At 59.9% G+C, this 19,859-nt stretch carries 20 protein-coding genes; 12 read left to right on the top strand and 8 right to left on the bottom strand.

Going from position 1 to position 19,859, the window contains the following annotated elements; all coding sequences use genetic code 11:
• Positions 1–41: 41 nt before the first annotated feature.
• From WA302_RS07055 to WA302_RS07035, 5 genes are all read right to left on the bottom strand, one after another.
• Positions 42–749, bottom strand: a complete 708-nt coding sequence (locus tag WA302_RS07055; RefSeq protein ID WP_142590453.1) for a hypothetical protein — start codon at positions 747–749, stop codon at positions 42–44.
• A 336-nt stretch (positions 750–1,085) separates the two neighbouring features.
• On the bottom strand, positions 1,086–1,970 hold the full coding sequence (gene htpX, locus WA302_RS07050) for a protease HtpX (RefSeq protein WP_016927998.1): 885 nt from the start codon (positions 1,968–1,970) through the stop codon (positions 1,086–1,088).
• A gap of 309 nt (positions 1,971–2,279) precedes the next feature.
• The gene (gene prc / locus WA302_RS07045) at positions 2,280–4,328 is read right to left on the bottom strand and encodes a carboxy terminal-processing peptidase (RefSeq protein WP_060432937.1); all 2,049 of its coding nucleotides are present in this window, start codon (positions 4,326–4,328) and stop codon (positions 2,280–2,282) included.
• A gap of 19 nt (positions 4,329–4,347) precedes the next feature.
• Positions 4,348–5,058: an RNA chaperone ProQ gene (proQ, locus tag WA302_RS07040; RefSeq protein ID WP_004931497.1), complete on the bottom strand. Its 711-nt coding sequence runs from the start codon at positions 5,056–5,058 to the stop codon at positions 4,348–4,350.
• Between the two features lie 96 nt (positions 5,059–5,154).
• Positions 5,155–5,652, bottom strand: coding sequence for a GAF domain-containing protein (locus tag WA302_RS07035; RefSeq protein ID WP_025302587.1), 498 nt, complete (start codon positions 5,650–5,652; stop codon positions 5,155–5,157).
• Between the two features lie 255 nt (positions 5,653–5,907).
• Between WA302_RS07035 and yebS the strand changes: the two genes are divergently transcribed.
• The 10 genes from yebS (at position 5,908) to WA302_RS06985 (ending at position 17,774) form a co-directional block, all read left to right on the top strand.
• A complete protein-coding gene (gene yebS, locus WA302_RS07030) occupies positions 5,908–7,155 on the top strand; it encodes a membrane integrity lipid transport subunit YebS (protein WP_025302586.1) in 1,248 nt (415 codons plus the stop codon).
• A complete protein-coding gene (locus tag WA302_RS07025; RefSeq protein ID WP_025302585.1) occupies positions 7,124–9,754 on the top strand; it encodes a PqiB family protein in 2,631 nt (876 codons plus the stop codon). The genes yebS and WA302_RS07025 overlap by 32 nt, the downstream gene beginning before the upstream one ends.
• A 102-nt stretch (positions 9,755–9,856) precedes the next feature.
• A complete protein-coding gene (rsmF, locus tag WA302_RS07020) occupies positions 9,857–11,293 on the top strand; it encodes a 16S rRNA (cytosine(1407)-C(5))-methyltransferase RsmF (RefSeq protein ID WP_197759549.1) in 1,437 nt (478 codons plus the stop codon).
• A gap of 275 nt (positions 11,294–11,568) precedes the next feature.
• Entirely contained in the window at positions 11,569–12,108 is a 540-nt protein-coding gene (locus WA302_RS07015) for a Csu type fimbrial protein (RefSeq protein WP_016928005.1), read from the top strand.
• 2 nt (positions 12,109–12,110) lie between these two features.
• Positions 12,111–12,614, top strand: a complete 504-nt coding sequence (locus tag WA302_RS07010; RefSeq protein WP_025302583.1) for a Csu type fimbrial protein — start codon at positions 12,111–12,113, stop codon at positions 12,612–12,614.
• 5 nt (positions 12,615–12,619) lie between these two features.
• Complete coding sequence (locus tag WA302_RS07005) at positions 12,620–13,168, top strand: Csu type fimbrial protein (protein ID WP_336063342.1); 549 nt, start codon at positions 12,620–12,622, stop codon at positions 13,166–13,168.
• A 25-nt stretch (positions 13,169–13,193) separates the two neighbouring features.
• The gene (locus tag WA302_RS07000; RefSeq protein WP_025302581.1) at positions 13,194–13,958 is read left to right on the top strand and encodes a fimbrial biogenesis chaperone; all 765 of its coding nucleotides are present in this window, start codon (positions 13,194–13,196) and stop codon (positions 13,956–13,958) included.
• 67 nt (positions 13,959–14,025) lie between these two features.
• Positions 14,026–16,446 (top strand): fimbria/pilus outer membrane usher protein, encoded by a 2,421-nt coding sequence (locus tag WA302_RS06995; RefSeq protein WP_261456513.1) that lies wholly within the window; start codon positions 14,026–14,028, stop codon positions 16,444–16,446.
• Between the two features lie 20 nt (positions 16,447–16,466).
• A complete protein-coding gene (locus WA302_RS06990) occupies positions 16,467–17,399 on the top strand; it encodes a Csu type fimbrial protein (RefSeq protein WP_025302579.1) in 933 nt (310 codons plus the stop codon).
• Between the two features lie 135 nt (positions 17,400–17,534).
• Positions 17,535–17,774 (top strand): DUF1480 family protein, encoded by a 240-nt coding sequence (locus WA302_RS06985; RefSeq protein WP_025302578.1) that lies wholly within the window; start codon positions 17,535–17,537, stop codon positions 17,772–17,774.
• Between the two features lie 55 nt (positions 17,775–17,829).
• Here WA302_RS06985 and WA302_RS06980 read toward each other — a convergent pair whose 3' ends face one another.
• Both WA302_RS06980 and WA302_RS06975 read right to left on the bottom strand, forming a co-directional pair.
• Complete coding sequence (locus WA302_RS06980) at positions 17,830–18,429, bottom strand: C39 family peptidase (protein WP_025302577.1); 600 nt, start codon at positions 18,427–18,429, stop codon at positions 17,830–17,832.
• A gap of 4 nt (positions 18,430–18,433) precedes the next feature.
• The gene (locus WA302_RS06975; protein ID WP_049295454.1) at positions 18,434–18,826 is read right to left on the bottom strand and encodes an ASCH domain-containing protein; all 393 of its coding nucleotides are present in this window, start codon (positions 18,824–18,826) and stop codon (positions 18,434–18,436) included.
• 338 nt (positions 18,827–19,164) lie between these two features.
• Between WA302_RS06975 and yniD the strand changes: the two genes are divergently transcribed.
• Complete coding sequence (gene yniD, locus WA302_RS06970; protein WP_016928013.1) at positions 19,165–19,257, top strand: small membrane protein YniD; 93 nt, start codon at positions 19,165–19,167, stop codon at positions 19,255–19,257.
• A gap of 38 nt (positions 19,258–19,295) precedes the next feature.
• On the opposite strand, the gene WA302_RS06965 is transcribed toward yniD, so the two are convergent.
• Positions 19,296–19,448 carry a hypothetical protein gene (locus tag WA302_RS06965; protein ID WP_162837925.1) on the bottom strand — a complete coding sequence of 51 codons (153 nt, stop codon included), beginning with the start codon at positions 19,446–19,448 and terminating at the stop codon, positions 19,296–19,298.
• A 159-nt stretch (positions 19,449–19,607) separates the two neighbouring features.
• Here WA302_RS06965 and WA302_RS06960 point away from each other — a divergent pair, with 159 nt between their 5' ends.
• Positions 19,608–19,817 (top strand): hypothetical protein, encoded by a 210-nt coding sequence (locus WA302_RS06960; RefSeq protein WP_004931526.1) that lies wholly within the window; start codon positions 19,608–19,610, stop codon positions 19,815–19,817.
• The last annotated feature ends 42 nt before the right edge of the window (positions 19,818–19,859 follow it).

The raw sequence follows: 19,859 nt of genomic DNA, 5'->3' as shown, positions 1-19,859 counted from the left end.
GCCGCGTCGGATGCAATGCCGTGAGCATTGCAGGCCAGGCGTCAGTCGCCGTGCCTCAAGGGGCTTCGGCCTTGTCGTAAACAGGCTAAATAGGCGTCGTCATCCGGATACCAGCCAACAATGCGTTGGCCGTCGTGATCCATCCCCTCGAAGGCTTTCAGTAGGCCGGGGGTGAACATGCGCTTTATCAGATCTTCGGACTGCGCGCTGTCGATTCGACAGTCACAGCGCGTCTCTCCGTCAACCTGAACGAAGTTCTGCAACGACGCGAGACATCGCGCGTCGAGGTCGCCATGGACATGGATAAACTCCCCCGTTTCTACCAGGGTGAGCACGGTCAGGTCTCCCCCCACCACGAACGCGCCGTCGTTTCCTGAGCTGCAATAGGCATGGCGTATGCGGACATCGTCACGCACGACCAGTCCGCCCCAGCAAATCAGCGTATCCGCCTGCAGCCGCCCCAGCACGACAATGCCGCCGTCCTCTCGCTGCGGTGACACCGCCAGGCATCCCTCCACGATCACATCGCCGTCCACGATCAGGTAATCGTAATCGTGGCCGTCGTGCTCGTCGGGGAAAAACGCCGGCAGGCGCAGATCGCCTGAATGCCAGCGAATAGCCGGCGGTTCATCATCGTCATCATGCCGGTTCAACAATTCCGCAACCGCATCGGCGACACCGCCAGCCAATGCGGCCAGGCGCGCCGACACCTCATCACCGTTGAGTAAGGGAAGGTGGTTGATTTTCATAGGGCCTCAGGGACAAATGTCATTGCGCCAAAGCATATAACATGCGCATCCAAAGCCAAACAGGCGGTCGTGACCGAGCCCGATGCGGCTTGCCCTCTCACCGGATGGACTGGCACCGTGCCGGCCCAGACCGAGAAGCCGAAAGACGCTGTTTGCAGGTGGGCTTCAGGGACTTCGGACGCTGCTGCACCGCGTTAACGCCCGTAAATTCTGGTAAAGCGCTTTACCCCATTCATCGCCGAATTTCATTGCTGAATCCGCCGCCGCTGAAAAAGCGGTTCAGGCATGCCATAAAAAAACCCCGGCAAGCCGGGGTTTTTCCTTTCATTCAGCCGATTACTTCAGGTACTGGCCGGAACGCAGCGCTTCGATACGCTTGTCGAGCGGCGGGTGCGACATGAACAGCTCGCTGAACGACTTGGATTTGCCGTTGATGCAGAACGCCATCATGCTGCCCGCTTCCTGCGGTTCGTAGCTGGTTTTCAGGCGCTGCAAGGCGGCGATCATCTTCTCGCGGCCTACCAGTTTGGCAGAGCCTGCGTCGGCATAGAACTCGCGGTGACGCGAGAACCACATGGTGATGATGCTCGCCAGGATGCCGAACACCAGTTCCAGCACCATCGACACGGCGAAGTAAATCATCGGGTTGCCGTTGCCTTCCCCTTCGCCATCACCGTCGCGGTTGCCGAGGAAACCGGCGGCGACCTGCGCGATCAGGCGTGAAATGAAGATGACAAAGGTGTTCACGATGCCCTGAATCAGGGTCATGGTCACCATATCGCCGTTGGCGACGTGGCTGATTTCGTGCGCGATGACCGCTTCCGCTTCGTCGCGGCTCATGCTCTGCAGCAGGCCGGTGCTGACGGCGACCAGCGAGGCGTCGCGGCGTGCGCCGGTAGCGAAGGCGTTGATGTCCGGCGCGTGGTAGATAGCGACCTGCGGCATGGCGATGCCCGCCTGCTGCGACTGACGGCGTACCGTTTCCAGCAGCCAGTTTTCTGTTTCGTTACGCGGTTGTTCAATCACTTCCCCGCCGACGGAGCGCAGCGCCATCCATTTGGACATCAGCAACGACACGAAAGCGCCGCCGAAGCCGAACAGACCAGCCATGATCATCAGGCCCTGAACGCTACTGGATTGGATTCCTGTCAGGCTGAGCACCAGCCCGAAAACCAACATCACCGCCAGGTTGGTGAGCAGGAACAGAGCTATACGCATCATAAATTGTTTACTTCCTCATAAATGTTAACAAAACGCTGTCTAAGATACCCTAGATCGTATGGGCATTCGTCACAGTTTCAAGAGTCGCGCGTCATTAACCTACTAAAAATACGAAACTTTACAAAAACGGCACGCGACCGGGATTTGGCAAATTGTAAACGATTGTTGCGTAAGGCGTAGGGTTTTTTACCCTAAATTTGTCAGGCGATGCATCAGCCCGCCTCCCTTCATCCAGCAGGGAGGCGGGCCTTCGCGTCGCCATAAAAAAACGCACCCGAGGGTGCGTTTTTCATCCTGCCGTAGGCGGCCTTATTTGGCCGGCGTTGGCTGCTGAGCGGGCTGATCTTTTTCCAGATGAGCCAGGTCCAGCGCGATATGCACAGATTCATCCAGGTACGGATCCGGTTCCTGGTAATCCTTCGGCAGATCGTCGAGCGATTTCAGCGGCTTCTTGCCCGCGCGTTCCAGACGCTCGTTGATGCGTTTCAGACGGGTCGCGTCGTCATCGTGGTTCTCTTTCTCGCGCACCGCCAGATTGAGGGACACAATGTTGCGTTTATCCTTCAGCGCCTTGTAATGCGCGATATCCTGCGCGATGTACTGGAACTCTGGATTTTGCGCAATGCGCTGCTGGTGATCTTTCAGCAGCTCCGGCTCGAACGGCGTCATATCGCCTGTCTTGCTGTAGGTCGCCGCATTGATGCTGTCCCACGGCATAGCGTTGTCTTCAAACGCTTCGCCGGTTTCCGCCGGATCGACGCCGGTCGGCATCAGAATGTCCGGCGTCACGCCCTTGCGCTGGGTACTGCCGCCATTGACGCGGTAGAACTTCTGAATGGTGTACTGCACCGAGCCAAGCGCTGGCCACTCAGGGCGCAGCATCTGGTCGTAGATGCGGTTCAGCGAACGGTACTGCTGCACGGTGCCTTTACCGAAGGTCGGTTCGCCGACGATCAGCGCACGGCCGTAATCCTGCATTGCCGCCGCGAAGATCTCGGAGGCGGAGGCGCTGAAGCGATCGACCAGCACCACCAGCGGGCCTTTGTAGTAGGTCACGCCGTCGGTGTCGGCGTCTTCACGCACTTTGCCGTTGTTGTCGCGCACCTGCACCACCGGGCCGCTCGGAATGAACAGGCCGGACAGCGACACCGCTTCGGTCAGCGCGCCGCCGCCGTTGGTGCGCAGATCGATGATCACGCTCTTGACGTTCTGCTTGGCCATCTTCTGCAGCTGCACTTTCACGTCATCGGTCAGACCGACATAGAAGCCAGGGATGTCGAACACCGCCACCTTCTCTTTGCCGACGGTCTTAATGGTCATTTTCACCGCGCGGTCTTCCAGACGGATGCGCTCGCGGGTCAAGGTGACCACGCGGGTTTTGGTGCCCTTGCCGGCCGGCAGGATCTCAAGGCGCACCTTGCTGCCCTTCGGCCCTTTGATCAACGACACCACGTCGTCCAGGCGCCAGCCGATCACGTCCACCATCGGTTTGCCGGCCTGGCCGACGCCGACGATGCGATCGCCTACGGTGATCGCCTTGCTCTTCGCCGCCGGTCCGCCCGGCACCATCGAGTTGATCAGGGTGTAGTCGTCATCCATCTGCAGCACCGCGCCGATGCCTTCCAGCGACAGGCTCATCTCGGTGTTGAACTGCTCGGTGTTGCGCGGAGACAGATAGTTGGTGTGCGGGTCGATTTCATGCGCAAAGGCATTCATCGCCAGCTGGAAGACGTCTTCACTGTTGCTTTGCGTCAGGCGCTTGATGGCGAACTGATAACGCTTGGTCAGCGTGTCGCGGATTTCTTTGTCGGTCTTGCCGGTCAGCTTGAGGTTCAGCTCGTCATACGTGACTTTCGCATCCCACAGGCTATCCAGCTCGGCCTTGTCTTTCGGCCACGGCGCTTTGCTGCGGTCGAGATCGATAGTGCCGTTGCCGGTGAAGTTCATCGGCTTGTCCAGCAACGACAACGCATAGGTGTAACGCTCAAAGCGGCGTTTCTGCGCCAGATTGAACAGCGCGTAGAAGGTGTCCAGCTTGCCGGTTTTCAGCTCTTCGCCAACCTGATTGCGTTTGCCGGCGAACTGCGCCACGTCGGAGGCCAGCAGCACGTTATGGTTGTAGTCCAGCATGTTCAGGTAGCGATCGAAGATCTTGCCTGAAAACTCCGCATCGAGGGCGAACTGGCGGTAATGAGAGCGAGTGAAGCGCGAGGTGACGCGCTCACTCACCGTAGCGTGCTGGGGTTCCTGTTGCAGTTGGGGCAGTTGGCCGATGCGGATGTTGGCTGTTTCCGCGCCGTAACTGACACCCGCCCACAGCAGCCCTGCAATCGCTGTTAATCTGACGAATTTGTTCATGCCTGGGTTGGCCTCCGTATCAGAACTGCAAGTGTTCTGCGCGCACAATCATCGCCAGACCGGAAGAGAGCTGCACACGTACGCCATCTTTAGCGATTTCGAGTACGGTAGCATCCATCGCGCTCTTGCCTGCTCTGACTTTGATTTCCTGGCCAATTTGCAGTTTAGAGATATCCGTGACTGGCGCATAACGCGGCTGGCTTTCCTCTTTGGCTGCACGAGGTTGGCGAGCGGGCTGTGGGCGAGTTTGTGGGCGCGGCTTGCGGTTTTCCGGCGCGGCTCCGCCTTCGCGACGTGCAGCGGGTTTTTTACCGGCTGGACGCGGACGGCGCGGAGCGGCATCGGCAGATTCGCCGGCGGCTTCACGTTTTTTGGCGTTTTGTTCGGCACGCTGTGCCTGAACGCGCGCTTTGGCTTCTTCAAGCTGCTGGCGAGCATGATCGACATGCTGCTGCTCAAGTTCACCGCACGGATTGCCGTCCAGATCGACGCGCTGTGCGCCAACCTTGACACCGTACAGATAACGCCAGCTTGAGGTATATAGGCGCAGGGCAGAACGCAATTGCGTTTTGCTGAGATTTTCTTCCCCCTGCACGCGCTCTACCAAATCCTGAAAAATACCGATTTTCAGCGGACGAGCTTCGCCTTCGGCGCTAAAGCAGAGCGGAAAACGCTCGGCAAGAAAAGCAATGACTTCTTTACTAGAGTTCAACTTAGGTTGATTTTCCATGAAATTTCCTGATTACAACGGTATTGCCAACAAGCCACAGGCATGAACAGGCGTCATTATAATGACGCCATCGGTAATTGCCACGTTAACCGTCGATCAACTTGCCGCTACAGTCACATATTTCGCACTGTCACACTGTTCCAGTTGCTCACAAAGCCCCGCCACCACTGCTTTCAGGCCCACTTCATCCTGTTCGTCGAAGCGTTGATAAACCGTGCTGTCGATATCCAAAACGCCGATCGCTCGGCCGCCAACCGCCAGCGGCAGCACGATTTCCGCGTTGCTGGCCGCATCGCAGGCGATATGGCCCGGAAACGCATGCACGTCACCGACGCGCTGCACGCGATTTTCCGCCACCGCCGTGCCGCACACGCCCTTGCCCACCGGAATGCGCACGCAGGCAATCTTGCCCTGGAACGGCCCCAGCACCAGCTGGTCGCCCTCCATCAGATAGAAACCGACCCAGTTCACGTCATCCAGGCGCTCATTGAGCAACGCGCTGGCGTTGGACAGCGCCGCGATAAAGTTGGTTTCCCCGCCGAGCAACGCGCTCAGGTCACGTTTTAATTCCGCGTAGAATTGTTCTTTTGTCATGTGTTAACCATTGAAACAGTGAAGATGGCCAGAAGCCCAAAGCTTAGGCCCTATAAAATAAGCATTAAATGCGTATAGCCACAAGGTTAATCATCTGTTGCTTCACAAAACCCCGTCGCTCGGGGTATGTTTGCGGCTCAGAATCCCGGTTTACCTCGTTTTACCGTCCGGCGCCCGATCGCCGGTGACGCGGCCGGTTTATTTTTCAGCTACGCTGACACTTCCGGCGGGCTCAAGGGCAGCTACTTGTCAAAAATGAAAATACACGCGATCACCGCTCCCCTTTCCAAAGCGCGTCACCAGCGCTGCTGCGAGTGCGACCTGCTGTTCGTGCTGCCGCCGCTCAGCGGCAATCAGGCCGCCTATTGCCCGCGCTGCAACGCCAAGGTGGTGAACGGCCGCGACTGGTCGATGACGCGCCTGACCGCCATGGCGATCGCCATGCTGCTGCTGATGCCGTTCGCCTTCACCGAACCGCTGATCAGCATTCGTCTGCTCGGCACGCGCATCGACGCCAGTTTGCTGGAGGGCATCTGGCAGATGAGCCGCCAGGGCGATCCGCTCACCGCCAGCATGGTGGCGTTTTGCACCCTCGGCGCCCCGCTGACGCTGGTGCTGTCGCTGCTGTACCTGCGCGTCGGTCATGCGCTCGGCATGAACCTGCGCCCGGTGCTGCTGATGCTGGAGCGGCTCAAAGAGTGGGTAATGCTGGACATTTATCTGATCGGCATGGCGGTGGCGGCGATCAAAGTGCAGGATTACGCCGACATCCAGCCCGGCAGCGCGCTGATCGCTTACCTGTCGCTCACGGTGCTGAGCATCCTGACGCTGATCCACGTCAACCTGGAGCAGCTGTGGGAGCGCTACTATCCGCAGGAACAGCCGGAAGGCCCGCCGACGGCGCTGCACATTTGTCTGTCCTGCCACTATACCGGCTATCCCGACGCGCGCGGCCGCTGCCCGCGTTGCCATGTGCCGATGTGCCATCGCCAGCCCTACAGCCTGCAGAAAACCTGGGCGGCGCTGATCGCCGCGATGATCCTGCTGATACCGGCCAACCTGCTGCCGATTTCCATCATTTACGCCAACGGCACACGGCTGGAAGACACCATTTTCTCCGGCGTGGTCTCATTGGCCACCTCCGGCAACGTGCCGATCGCCGCTATCGTGTTCATCGCCAGCGTGCTGGTGCCCTTCACCAAGGTGATCGTGCTGATCATGCTGTTGCTGAGCATCCACTTCAAAACCTCGCACAGCCTGAAAACGCGCATTCGTCTGCTGCGCCTGGTCACCTGGATCGGCCGTTGGTCGATGCTCGATCTGTTCGTTATCGCCTTGATGATGTCGCTGGTAAATCGCGATCAACTGTTATCTTTTACTATGGGACCGGCCGCGTTTTACTTTGGCTCGGCGGTCATTTTGACTATTCTTGCCGTTGAATGGCTCGATAGCCGATTGATTTGGGATGCACATGCAACAGGAAACGCCGACTACACCGACTGAAGCGCGGGTCAAGAACAAACGCCGCATTTCACCGTTCTGGTTACTGCCGTTCATCGCCCTGCTGATCGCCGGGTGGCTGGTCTATAACAATTTCCAGGAGCGCGGCACCACCGTCACCATCGATTTCCAATCAGCGGCAGGCATCGTCGCCGGCCGCACGCCGGTGCGCTACCAGGGCGTTGAGGTCGGCACGGTGCAAAAAATCAGCCTGAGCAAAGATTTACGCAGCATCGTGGTGGAAGCCAGCATCAAAAGCGATCTGGAAGACTCGCTGCGCGAAGGCACCCAGTTCTGGCTAGTGACGCCCAAGGCCTCGCTGGCCGGGGTATCCGGGCTCGATGCGCTGGTCGGCGGTAACTATATCGGCATGATGCCCGGCAGCGGCAAGGAGCAAACCCACTTCACCGCGCTCGATACCCAGCCGAAGTACCGCCTAAACACCGGCGAACTGATGATTCACCTGCATGCCGACGACCTGGGTTCGCTCAACAGCGGCTCGCTGGTCTATTACCGTAAAATCCCGGTCGGTAAGGTGTATGACTACACCATCAGCGAAGGCAACAAGGGCGTGACCATCGACGTGCTGATCGACCGCCGCTTCGCCAACCTGGTGAAGAGCAACAGCCGCTTCTGGAATGTCTCCGGCTTCAAGGGCGATTTCAGCCTGTCCGGCGCCACGGTGCAAATGGAGAGCCTGGCGGCGCTGGTCAACGGCGCCATCGCCTTCGATTCGCCGGCCGATGGCCAGCAGGCCAAGGGCGATCAGAGCTATACCCTGTATCCGGATCTGGCCCACAGCCAGCGCGGCGTCAATATTTTGCTGGATCTGCCGAGCGGCAACAGCCTGAGTGAAAACCGCACGCCGCTGATGTACCAGGGACTGCAGGTCGGCACCCTGACCAAGCTGACGTTGCAACAGGACAGCAAAGTCATCGGTGAACTGACCATCGATCCTTCGGTGGTCGATCTGATGCGCAGCGGCACCCGCATCGTGATGCGCAGCCCGCGCATCAGCCTCAACGACGCCAAGCTCAGCCAACTGCTGACCGGCACCACGCTGGAACTGGTGCCGGGTGAAGGCGAACCGCAGCAGCGCTTCAACGTGCTGGACAGCAGCGAAACGCTGTTGCAACAGCCGGGTGTGCTGACCGTCACGCTGAATGCGCCGCAAAGCTACGGCATCGACGTCGGGCAGCCGCTGGTGGTGCACGGCGTGAAAGTCGGCCAAATCCTGAGCCGCACCTTGACCGCCGGCGGCGTGGTGTTCACCGCCGCCATCGACGCGCAGTACCGCGGCCTGCTGCATAAAGACAGCAAATTCGTGGTCAACAGCCGTCTCGACGTCAAACTGGGCATTGACGGTATGGAAGTGCTCGGCGCCAGCGCCCAGGAATGGGTGGACGGCGGCGTGCGCATTATCCCCGGCAGCAAAGGGGAACCAGGCGGCCAGTACCCGCTGTACGCCAACAGCGAAAAAGCCGAGGAAGGCATCGTCGGCAACGCCCCTTCTACCACCCTGACCCTCAGCGCCACCAGCCTGCCGGACGTGCAGGCCGGCTCGGTGGTGCTGTACCGCAAATTCCAGGTGGGCGAGATCGTCAACGTCCGGCCGAAGGCCAACGAGTTTGAGGTGGACGTCTACATCAGCCCGGAATACCGCAAGTTGCTGACTCGCGAAAGCATCTTCTGGGCCGAAGGCGGCGCCAAAGTGCAGCTCAACGGCAGCGGCCTGACGGTGCAGGCCTCCCCGCTCAACCGCGCGCTGAAAGGCGCCATCAGCTTCGATAATCTACAGGGCGTGACGCTGAACAAGGGCGCCAACCGCGTGCTCTACGCCAGCGAAACCGCCGCTCGCGCGGTGGGCAGCCAAATCACGCTGAAAACCTACGACGCCAGCAAGCTGTCGGCGGGCATGCCGCTGCGTTACCTCGGCATCGACGTCGGCCAGGTGGAGTCGCTGCAGCTGGCGCCGGAGCGCAACGAAGTGTTGGCTAAAGCGGTGCTGTATCCGGAATACGTGCAGACCTTCGCGCGCCTCGGCAGCCGCTTCTCGATCGTGTCGCCGGAGATCTCCGCCGCCGGCGTCAGCAACCTCGATACCCTGCTCCAGCCTTATATCAACGTGGAGCCGGGGCGCGGCCGCGAGCTGCGCACTTTCGAACTGCAGCAGGCCAGCATCACCGACTCGCGCTATCTCGACGGCCTGAGCGTCGTGCTCGACGCCGCCGAAACCGGCTCGCTGCAGATCGGCACGCCGGTGCTGTTCCGCGGCGTAGAGGTCGGCACCATCACCGGTTTCTACCTTGGCGCCATGTCCGACCGGGTGCACGTTGCGCTGCGCATCAGCAAGAAGTATCAACATCTGGTGCGCAACAACAGCGTGTTCTGGCTGGCGTCGGGTTACAACCTGCAGTTCGGCCTGACCGGCGGCGTGATCAAGAGCGGCACCTTCCAGCAGTTCATTCGCGGCGGTATCGCCTTCGCCACCCCGCCGACTATTCCGCTGGCGCCGAAAGCGACGCCGAACAAGCACTTCCTGCTGAATCCGGAGGAGCCGAAGGACTGGAAAACCTGGGGCACCGCCATTCCGCGCGATTAACTTTCGCGTTTTCCTCAGGGCCCGGCAATGCCGGGCCCTGTTTTTTTCCGCTTTGTGATAAACTCTCGCCCTTGTCTTTATTGCACCCTGAGAGTTCGCCCCGTGGCCAAATCCACCGCCGTTTTTCTGCCCCCCGCTTTCCTCGACGCCACCCGCGCCATCATGCCCGCCGAGCTGGCGATGGACGATTTTATCGCCGCTTGCCAGCGCCCCCTGCGCCGCAGTCTGCGCGTCAACACGCTGAAAATCAGCGTCGCCGACTTCCTGGCGCTGGTGCAGGATTACGACTGGCGATTGGAGCCCATTCCCTGGTGCGCGGAAGGGTTCTGGATCGAGCGCGACGATGAAGAGCTGCGATTAGGCAGCGCCGCCGAACACCTGAGCGGTCTGTTCTATATTCAGGAGGCCAGCTCGATGTTGCCGGTCAGCGCGCTGTTCTCGGGCGACGCGGCGCCTACTCGAGTGCTGGACGTGGCGGCGGCGCCGGGCTCCAAAACCACCCAGATCGCCGCGTTGATGGGCAACCAGGGCGGCATCGTCGCCAACGAATACTCCGCCAGCCGGGTGAAAGTGCTGCACGCCAATATCAGCCGCTGCGGCGTGAAGAACACCGCGCTGACCCACTTCGATGGCCGGGTGTTCGGCGCTGCATTGCCGGAGAGTTTCGACGCCATTCTGCTCGACGCCCCTTGTTCCGGCGAAGGTGTGGTGCGCAAGGATCCGGACGCCATGAGCAACTGGTCGCCGGACAGCGTCGCCGAGATCGCCGCCACCCAGCGCGAGCTGATCGACAGCGCGTTTCATGCGCTGGCACCGAGCGGCGTGATGGTTTATTCCACCTGCACGCTCAATGCTCAGGAAAATCAGCAGGTGGTGCGCTGGCTGCTGGATACCTATGGCGACGCAGTCAGCGTCGAGCCGCTGGGTGAGCTGTTCCCCGGCGCCGACAAGGCGTTGACCGCCGAAGGCTTCCTGCACGTCTTCCCGCAGATTTACGACAGCGAAGGGTTTTTCGTCGCCCGCCTGCGTAAAAAACACGCCGTGGCGCCGTTGGCGAAGCCGACCTATAAAGTCGGTAAATTCCCGTTCAGCCCGCTGTCCGGCAAAGAGGCGGCGCTGGTCGCCCAAGCCGCCGCCGCATCCGGCTTAACCTGGGGCGATGACAGCCGACTGTGGGAGCGCGACAAGGAAATCTGGCTCTTCCCGGCCGAGCTGGAGCCGCTGTTTGGCAAAGTGCGCTTCTCGCGTATCGGCCTCAAGCTGGCGGAGCGCTTCCCGAAAGGTTTCCGTTGGCAGCACGAAGCGGCGATCGCCCTCGCGGGTGCCGGCGGCAAACAGCATTTCGAGCTGGACGCCGCGCTGGCCCAGGAGTGGTATCACGGCCGCGATCTCTACCCTGAGCAGCCGCCGGCGGGCGACGAGTGCATCGTCACCTATCAGGGGCAACCGCTGGGCATCGCCAAACGCATCGGCAGCCGCATAAAGAATAACCTGCCGCGCGAACTGGTGCGCGACGGCGTGCTGGATTTCCACCTGTAAACGATACCGCGCCGGGGAATGAAATTCCCCGGCAATAAAATAACGCTAATAATATTCCCATCGCCGTTCGTTATTATTCTAATCATTTCACTTTATCGGTATACCTCGCCTACAAGCCCCGTCAACCGGGGGAATGAGAATAAAAAGTTTCTCGTTTTCATCAAGACAATTCCCGATTCTTATTCTATTAATTAAAGTGCAGCTAAATGAATACGTTCAACTCACCTCTGGGTGGCGTCTTTGCGGGCTTTCTCTCATACGGCAAGGAATATAAGATGAAAAAAACTCTGATGGCATTGACCTCGGTAGCAACCCTGCTGTGCGCCAACGGCGCGGCTAACGCAGCAGGCACCATTCAAGGCACGTTAGGCGTGACGCTGACCATCGGCGCCGGTTGCGTCGTGGGGGGCGGCAGCAGCAGCGGTTCCGTCAACGACTTCGGCTCCATCAGCTTCGGTACTTACTCTTCACTGGCCAACATCATCGACGCCAGCGCCACCGGCGCAGGGGGGGCCGGTACGCTGTCATTGACCTGCACTACCGGCACAGACTACACGGTGGCGCTGGACAACGGGCTCCATGTCACTTCAGGCACCCAACGCCGCATGGCCAGCACGGCAGGTGCCTTCATCAGCTATAACCTGTACCAGGATGCCGCACGCACCACCGCCTGGGGCAGCGGCGCCAACGCGCGGACCGGCACCGGCACCGGCGCCGCCGTTCCGCTGATCGTGTATGGCCGCGTCCCGGCGGCCGGTTCTACCCCGGCGGCAGACACCTATAACGACACCGTCACGATGACGGTCACCTGGTAACGGTGCGGCGCGCGCTTTGCTGCTGCGGATTATGGGCGTGCAGCCTGTTGGCGCAGGCCGACAGTAAAACCGCGACCCTCGGCGTCAGCGCGACCTTGCTCAGCGCCTGTGAGGCCGGCAGCAGCTCAGGCGGCAATGTCAGCTTCGGCACGCTGAATTTCGGCACGCTGTATTTTCTCAGCACCGCAACCAGCGTCGCCGGGCAACAAAACGCCGGCGCCATTCGGGTGAAATGCACCAACGGCACCAGCTACAGCGTTCTGCTTGGCGGCGGGCAAAGCGGCAATACCGCTGCCCGCTACCTGCAAAGCGCGGCCGGCCAACGGGTGAATTACAACCTGTATACCAACGCCGCCCACAGCACCATTTGGGATAATCTGACGGGCGTGTCACAAACCGCCAACGGTTCGGACAACTGGCTGCCGGTCTATGGCATGATTCCGGCGCAATCCACACCTCCGACAGGCAGCTACACCGATACGGTACAGGTCACGATCAATTGGTAATGACGATGCGCGCTTCAATTTGCGGTTTGCTGTTCTGCCTGCCGCTTTCCCCGGCCCAAAGCGATACCGGCGTCAACGACTTAGCCAAAAGCCAGCCGTTCACCGTCAATGCAACCGTGGTTAAAGGCTGCGTATTGGGCAGCGGCGTCAGTGACGTGACCACCTTCGGCACCCTGAACTTCGGCCAGTTGTCCTCACTGAGCAACGCAGTCAGCGTCGTATCCAGCAGCGGCGCCGGTTCGGTGCTGTTTCGCTGCAACCCGGGGCTGAGCGTCACGCTGGCCCTCGGCGTCGGCAATCACGTGACCGGATCCATCGCCGGCGGCAGAAAATTACAAAACACCGTCACGTCGGAAACGCTGCTGTATCAACTTTTTCAAGACAGCAACTACGCCACCCTTTGGGGCGATGGCGCTAACGGCGGCGCGGCGCAGACCGTCGCCGCCACCGGCAGCACGCAAGAAATCAAGGTTTACGCCCGTCTGTTTTCGACCAGTACCCTGCCCACCAGTGGCGTTTACAGCGATACGGTCTTGTTGACGGTCACTTATTAAGTTTTTTTGCAATAAGGATTGAGTTATGCGCATACCCTTCCGTCTGCCGTTAACGGCAGCCTTGCTCCTGGCAAGCCAACAGCACGCCCTGGCCGCGGCTTCCATACTCATTTGGCCGATCGATCCGGTGATTGAAGATCAACAACAGGCCACCGCGCTGTGGCTTGAAAATCGCGACAGCAAACCGGTCTATATGCAAATTCGCGTGTTGGGTTGGAAGCAAACCGCCGGCAAAGACGATTACAGCAACCAAAGCGACGTGATCGCCAGTCCGCCGGTGGCGTCGATCGCGCCAGGCAAACGCCAGCTGATACGCCTGATCAAACAGTCGGCGCCGGCGGCGGGACAGGAGCGCGCCTATCGCATTTTGGTCGATGAAGTGCCGGTGAAAGAACAATCATCGGATGCCGCCCCCGGCGGTGCAGAGATGGGGCTGAAATTCCAGATGCGCTACTCGGTGCCGCTGTTCGTCAGCGGCAAGGGGATTTGGACCAAACAGGACAGCGAAAAACCGCGCGATTACGCGACCGCCAGCCAACCCAAGCTCAGCTATCGTTTACAGCAGCAAAGCAGCGAACGCTGGCTGGAGGTGCGAAATCAAGGCGCAGTGCATGCCCGAATCTCGAAAGTGACGCTGCAAGGGCGCAGCCTAAATCCCGGCCTGATGGGATACGTGCTGCCCGGTTCACAGATGCGCTTCGCTTTGCCACCCGCCGGCGGTTTCAGCAGCGGCAAGCTGATGGCCACGGTCAATGACAACAAACAGCCCGTAGCCATTCCGTCTTATTGAGGCCCAGGTGCAGCCGATAGAGAGGCTATCGACGCGGCGTTTCAACCTCAAGCCGCTGGCGTTTGCCATGCTGAGCATGGCGGCCGGCGGCTGGCTGCCGTTTGCGTTCGGCGACGATCTGCCCCCACCGCCCAGTGCCGTCAGCATGCCGGACACCACGCTGTATCTGGAGCCGGTCGTCAACGGGCGCCAAACCGGCAACGTCGTGCCAGTCAACTATCGCGGCGGCCATTACTACATGACGCCCCAGCAACTGCTCGACGCCGGGCTGCCGGTAGCGGATAAACAGGCGAAAGACATCGCCGTCGATCGGCTGGAGAAGGTGGATGTCAGCTACAGCGGCGAGAGCCAGCAGTTGCTGATCAACGTGCCCAACGACTGGTTGCCGCAGCAAACCATCGGCGCCCATTCACCGCTGCAACGCTTGCCGGCGCAAAGCAGCCTGGGTTTGCTGTTTAACTACGACATCTATGCCAGCCAAAGCAACGGCAATGGCCGACCAGGCTACCTGTCGGCGTGGAGCGAACAGCGGCTGTTCGACGGTTTCGGCGTCATCGCCAACACCGGCATCTACCGCAGCGGGTTTAACGGCGGGCCAAACGACGATGGCGGCCGCTATATTCGATACGACAGCTACTGGCGCTTCAACGATGACCAGCGGATGCTGAGTGTGATCGCCGGTGACTTAACCACCGGCTCGCTCCCCTGGAGCAGCGCCGTGCGCATCGGCGGCTTGCAATTGGCGCGCAATTTCGCGGTACGCCCGGATATTATCACCTATCCGCTACCGCAATTTTCCGGCCAGGCAGCATTGCCCAGCAGCGTCGATTTATACATCAACAGCTATAAAAACAGCACCACCAACATCAATCCCGGGCCGTTCACCCTCAACAGCGTGCCCTACATTAACGGTGCGGGTCAGGCCACGGTCATCACCACCGACGCCCTCGGGCGTCAGGTCAGCACCACGGTACCGTTCTACGTGGCCAGCAACCTGCTGCAGACCGGCATGAGCGATTTCAGCGTTTCCACCGGTTTGCTGCGGCGCAACTACGGGTTGAATTCTGCCGATTACGGGCAATGGGTTGGTAGCGCCAGTTTACGTTACGGCGTCACTGATTGGTTAACCCTGGAAGGACGCGCCGAAGGCGCAGCCGAATTGGCGGTCGGCGGCGGCGGCGCCGACATTCGCGTTGGGCAATGGGGGGTTTTCAACGCGTCCTACAGCGTCAGCCAGGCCGGCGACGAAGCGTTTAACGGTGGCCGGCCGATACAATCCCCCACGTATTATGACCCGCTGACCGGCAGGCCGTTGCAACAGCCGGATCCCCAGCCCGTCTATCGCTACACCGGCAACCACGGCGATCAGAGCAGTTTTGGCTACACCTACAGCAACTCACGCTTCAGCCTCAACGCGCAACGTATCCTGCGCAGCGCCGATTTTGGCGACATTTCCGTGTATAAAAGCGACTACCGTCTGAGCCGCCGCACCGATCAATTGACCGGCAGCGTCAGCCTGGGCCGGCTCGGCAGCCTCGGCGCCGGTTATTTTGACGTACGCGACGCCATCGCCCAACGAACTCGCCTGATGAACCTGTCCTACAGTGTGTCGCTTTGGCGCAACAGCAGCCTGTACGCCTCGCTGAACCGGGAAATCGGCAGCAGCGGTTACAGTGCCCAACTGCAGCTCTCCATTCCGTTCGACAGTTGGGGTACCGCCAGCTTCAGCGCCGCGCGCGACAACAACAACCGCTGGAGCGAACGCGTCAGCTACAGCCGCGCCGCGCCGACTGATGGCGGTTTCGGTTGGAATCTGGCCTACGCCAATAACCCGAGCGGCGGCGATTACCGCCAGGCGGATCTGACCTGGCGCACCCGCAGGCTCGAAGCCCGAGCGGGCGTATACGGTACCCGTGATGAAACCAACCACTGGGGAGAAATCAGCGGTTCGCTGGTGGCGATGAACGGCGGCGTGTACGCCACCAACACCATCAACGATGCCTTTGCGCTGGTGTCCACGCAAGGATACGCCGACATTCCGGTGAGCTATGAGAACCAGCCGATCGGCAAGACCGATGCCCAGGGCTATTTACTGGTGCCGACCGTCACCTCTTACTACCATGCGAAATTCCAGATTGATCCGCTCAGCCTGCCCGCCGACGTCGCGCTGCCGACGGTGGAAAAAACCGTCGCCATTCGCGATCACAGCGGTTTTCTGGTCGAGTTTCCCATCCAACCCATCTCCGCCGCCGACGTCGAACTGGTTGACGAGCAAGGCAAACCGCTGGCCAACGGCAGCCAGGTGGCGGTGGTTGGCGGCCATCAGCAAAGCTATGTCGGTTGGGATGGCATGACCTATATCGACCCGGTGCAACAACACAATCGCCTGAGCGTGATCCCGGCCGACGGCGGCCCGCCGTGCCAGGCGGAATTCAGTCTGGCGAAGCCTCAGGGCATCCAGCGCGTCGGCCCGGTTGTCTGCCGCTAATTCAACGACGGAGAGTCACTATGTTTCGGGGATTGAAAGCCTTATTGTTAACCCTTTCGCTGCTGCTCTGTCAGCGCGCATTCGCCGACTGCGCCACCACCAACGGCACCGTCACCTTACCGGGGAGCAGCTCTTTCGTGGTCTACAATGGGCAGATCAACGCCCAGGGCACCGCCGGCCTCAACTGCACCGGCCTCGGCCTCAATTTGCTCACGCAAAACACCGTCACGGTCAAGATCGCCTCCACCACCAACAATATGGCGGTTGCCAACACCGACGGTTCCGGCGATAAAATCGCTTACCTGATCTACCCCGACGCCAACTACCAATATCCTTACAGCATCGGCCAAACCATCGACTACAGCTCGCTGAACCTGCTGTCGCTGATCCTGATTTCCTCCAACGTCAACTTTCCGCTGTATATCAAAACCACCGCCGGCGCCAACGTGCGCGCAGGTACCTATACCGACAGCATCAACCTGATCTGGAATTACCATATTTGCGGCCTGGGCGTGCTCGGCCTGTGCGTTTGGTGGGACGGCGTCGACAAACCCAGCACGGTCAGCGTCAGCGTCACCATCACCAAAGACTGCCTGATCGGCACCGCGCCCAACGTCAACTTCGGCAGCATGGCGTTGGTCGGGCAGTTCAATCCTGTCAATCAGAGCATCACCCTGACCTGCACCAAAACCGAGGGATACAACACCTATTTCACCAACGGCAATAACCCGGTTTCCGGTTGGCGACGCATGAAAAGCGGTACCAGTAATTTCATGCAGTACCAGATTTACTTGCCTAATACGACGACCGTTTGGGATAGCACCAACAAACAGAGCGGCGCTGGCACCGGCCTGGCGCAAAGCATCCCGTATAAGGCGGCGGTCAATGCGGCGCAGACGGAAGTGGCGGTCGGCAGCTATCAGGACACGCTCAGTTTTGTGGTGGAGTACTAGGCGTTGTGTTTTGCCGGCGTGGAAATTGTTTCCAAAATGTAATTTTTATGTGGCATTTTTTGCTCATTTGGCTATGCTCTTACCAACGGCCAAACTGGTCTAACCTCCTACCACACCATTGAGCAAGGAGTTCCCATGAGCAAAACCGTCGTAAAAATTGGCAGCTTCGAGGTCGATGACGCGCATCTTCACGCCGGCGCCGACCGCACCGGCACCCTGAGCATTCCCTGCAAGTCCGATCCGGATCTGTGCATGCAGCTGGACGGCTGGGATGAACATACCAGCATCCCGGCCATCCTCGACGGCAAACAGTCGCTGCTGTACAAGCAACACTACGATCGGCAAGCGGACGCCTGGGTGATGCGGCTGGCATGAAAATGCATCAGAACTGCTGACGACGCGCTGTTTTCATCGGAAACAGCGCGTTTTTTTATGCGATGGCGATGCCGCGGCCGGCAAAGAAAGGGGCAAAGCGGCTGAGCGGCAGGTGCACCCGCTCCCGCGTCGCCGGGCTGTCGCCCGAAGGATTGTGGAAGATCACGCTTTGCGCATCGGCGGCGGTGATCAGCACCAGATGCCCGCCCCGCTGCGGCGGCGTACTCTCCGGCCGGCGAATGGAGGGATGCACCGAGGCGATAAAGTAGCGGCATTCATGAAGCAGCGCCGGCACCTCGGCGGCCTCTAGCCCCACCTTCACCTCCGCTTGCAGCGCGAACTGCTCGCGCACATACTCGACGAACGGCGCATAAATCAGCCCCTTTATCCGCTCACCTTCGCGTACATAGGCGCCGTAGGGCAGGCTGCGGCGCGCCAGCTCCAGCAGCGGCGGCGCTTCGCCGTCGCGGTGGCCCAGCACCATTTTCAGGCAGGCCATGCCGCACACGTGGTTGGCCCACTCGACGTACTCTGCCCGATCGCGGGCGCCGCTGCGCGCCCAATTTTCGTCTTGCGCCAACGTCGCGCGGCCGGCGATCAGATCGGCGGCCAGCTCCGGGCTCGCCCACTGGCACTCGTAGGGAACGGCGCGCATAAGATTAAAATTTGTCGACGACGTTGAAATTCATCAGCACCAGCGTCATGTCCGGCGAGAACAGGTCATACTCTTCGAAGAAGCGCTGCAGCTCTTTGCGCCAGTGCGCCAGCGAGCGATCGCCCTCGCCTTCGGCAAAGGCGTGCGCTTCATCAACCTGATCGTAAGTTTTCATTTCCACCGCGGTCAACTCGACTGCGCAAACCGGCTCACCCTTGCCGTCCACCACCAGGAACAGATCGCCGGCCTGTGGGATCCCTTCGCCGTCCAGGTTAGAACAGGTGGCCGTTTTGGTGCCATTGAGGATCAATTGCACGACTTCATCGGCCTGCTGCTCGGTATCGCCGAACGCCCAGCGCTCAAGGTGCTCGTATTTCTGTGGAATTGCCGTCGCCATGATTATACCTTTAGGAAAAATGCATCAATGCAGACAGGATAGTACAACGTATTGCCGGCCGTCTGCATCCGTCGCAAGCGCGACTGCGCGTTTTGCCAGCGCCACTTTTACGCGTTTTTACCTTTCTTCGCTGTGCCTGCCGCGCTGCCGGGCGCATACTGTGAACATTATTCACCCAATGGCGACTGCCAGGCGGTAACATGCAGCAAAATGACATCGATGCTGACGATACCTTCAGCGATTTACTCAACGGCGTCGCGTTAGTGACGCTTGTCCTCATCACCCTCGCCGGCGGGTGGTATTTCAGCTAAAAGGGGCGCAACGTGGCAACAAAACGCATGGGCAACAAGCTCAGTAAAATGGTCGTGGTGCTGCTGCTGATCTGCCTGGCGTTGCTGCTGTTGCGTTGGGCGGCGATCGCCTTCGGTTAATGCCGCGAGACGACGCCGGCCGAACGCCGGCGCCCTGTTCATCGCCGCCGTGGCGCGGTCGGCTCCAGCAACTCCTGCAAATAGGCCAAACGCGCCTCCCCCTGAAGCAACCAGCGGCGACACAGCCAATGCTGCGTTTCACCCGTGCGGCTCAGGCGGTAGTACTCCGCCAAGGTTTCGACCCAGTTCATGATGTTTTCTCCTGCTTTTCGACACCGTCAGTATTGAGCGTAAAAACCAGAAGAAATACTGATGGCTTGTTTTTTATGCTTCCTGTTTTAGGCGGCGGGTAGCGAAGCCGCAGTTCAGCTGTTACATTGGGCAAAAATCAACCCACCGAGGTGTAGACCATGACGTTCTCGGAACAGGAGATTAAACCCGTATGGGATGAGGTCGCACGCCTGATCGGCGACGGCGTGATGCAGCTGCGCCATCGCGGTGAAGCGCTGTCGGTGGAAACGCTGGAAAAACATCTGGCGCGGCAGTTGGCGGACAGCAACGATATCGAACGGCGCATCCTACTCGGCGCCGCCATCAACATGCTGAAAGGCGGAAAATGAATCGCCAACCGAAAAGGTTGGCGATTCGACAGAAGCCCGAGG

It is taken from the genome of Serratia sp. 201 (genome assembly GCF_037027545.1).
Taxonomy (GTDB): domain Bacteria; phylum Pseudomonadota; class Gammaproteobacteria; order Enterobacterales; family Enterobacteriaceae; genus Serratia; species Serratia bockelmannii.
This window is presented reverse-complemented; position numbering and strand designations above follow the sequence as displayed.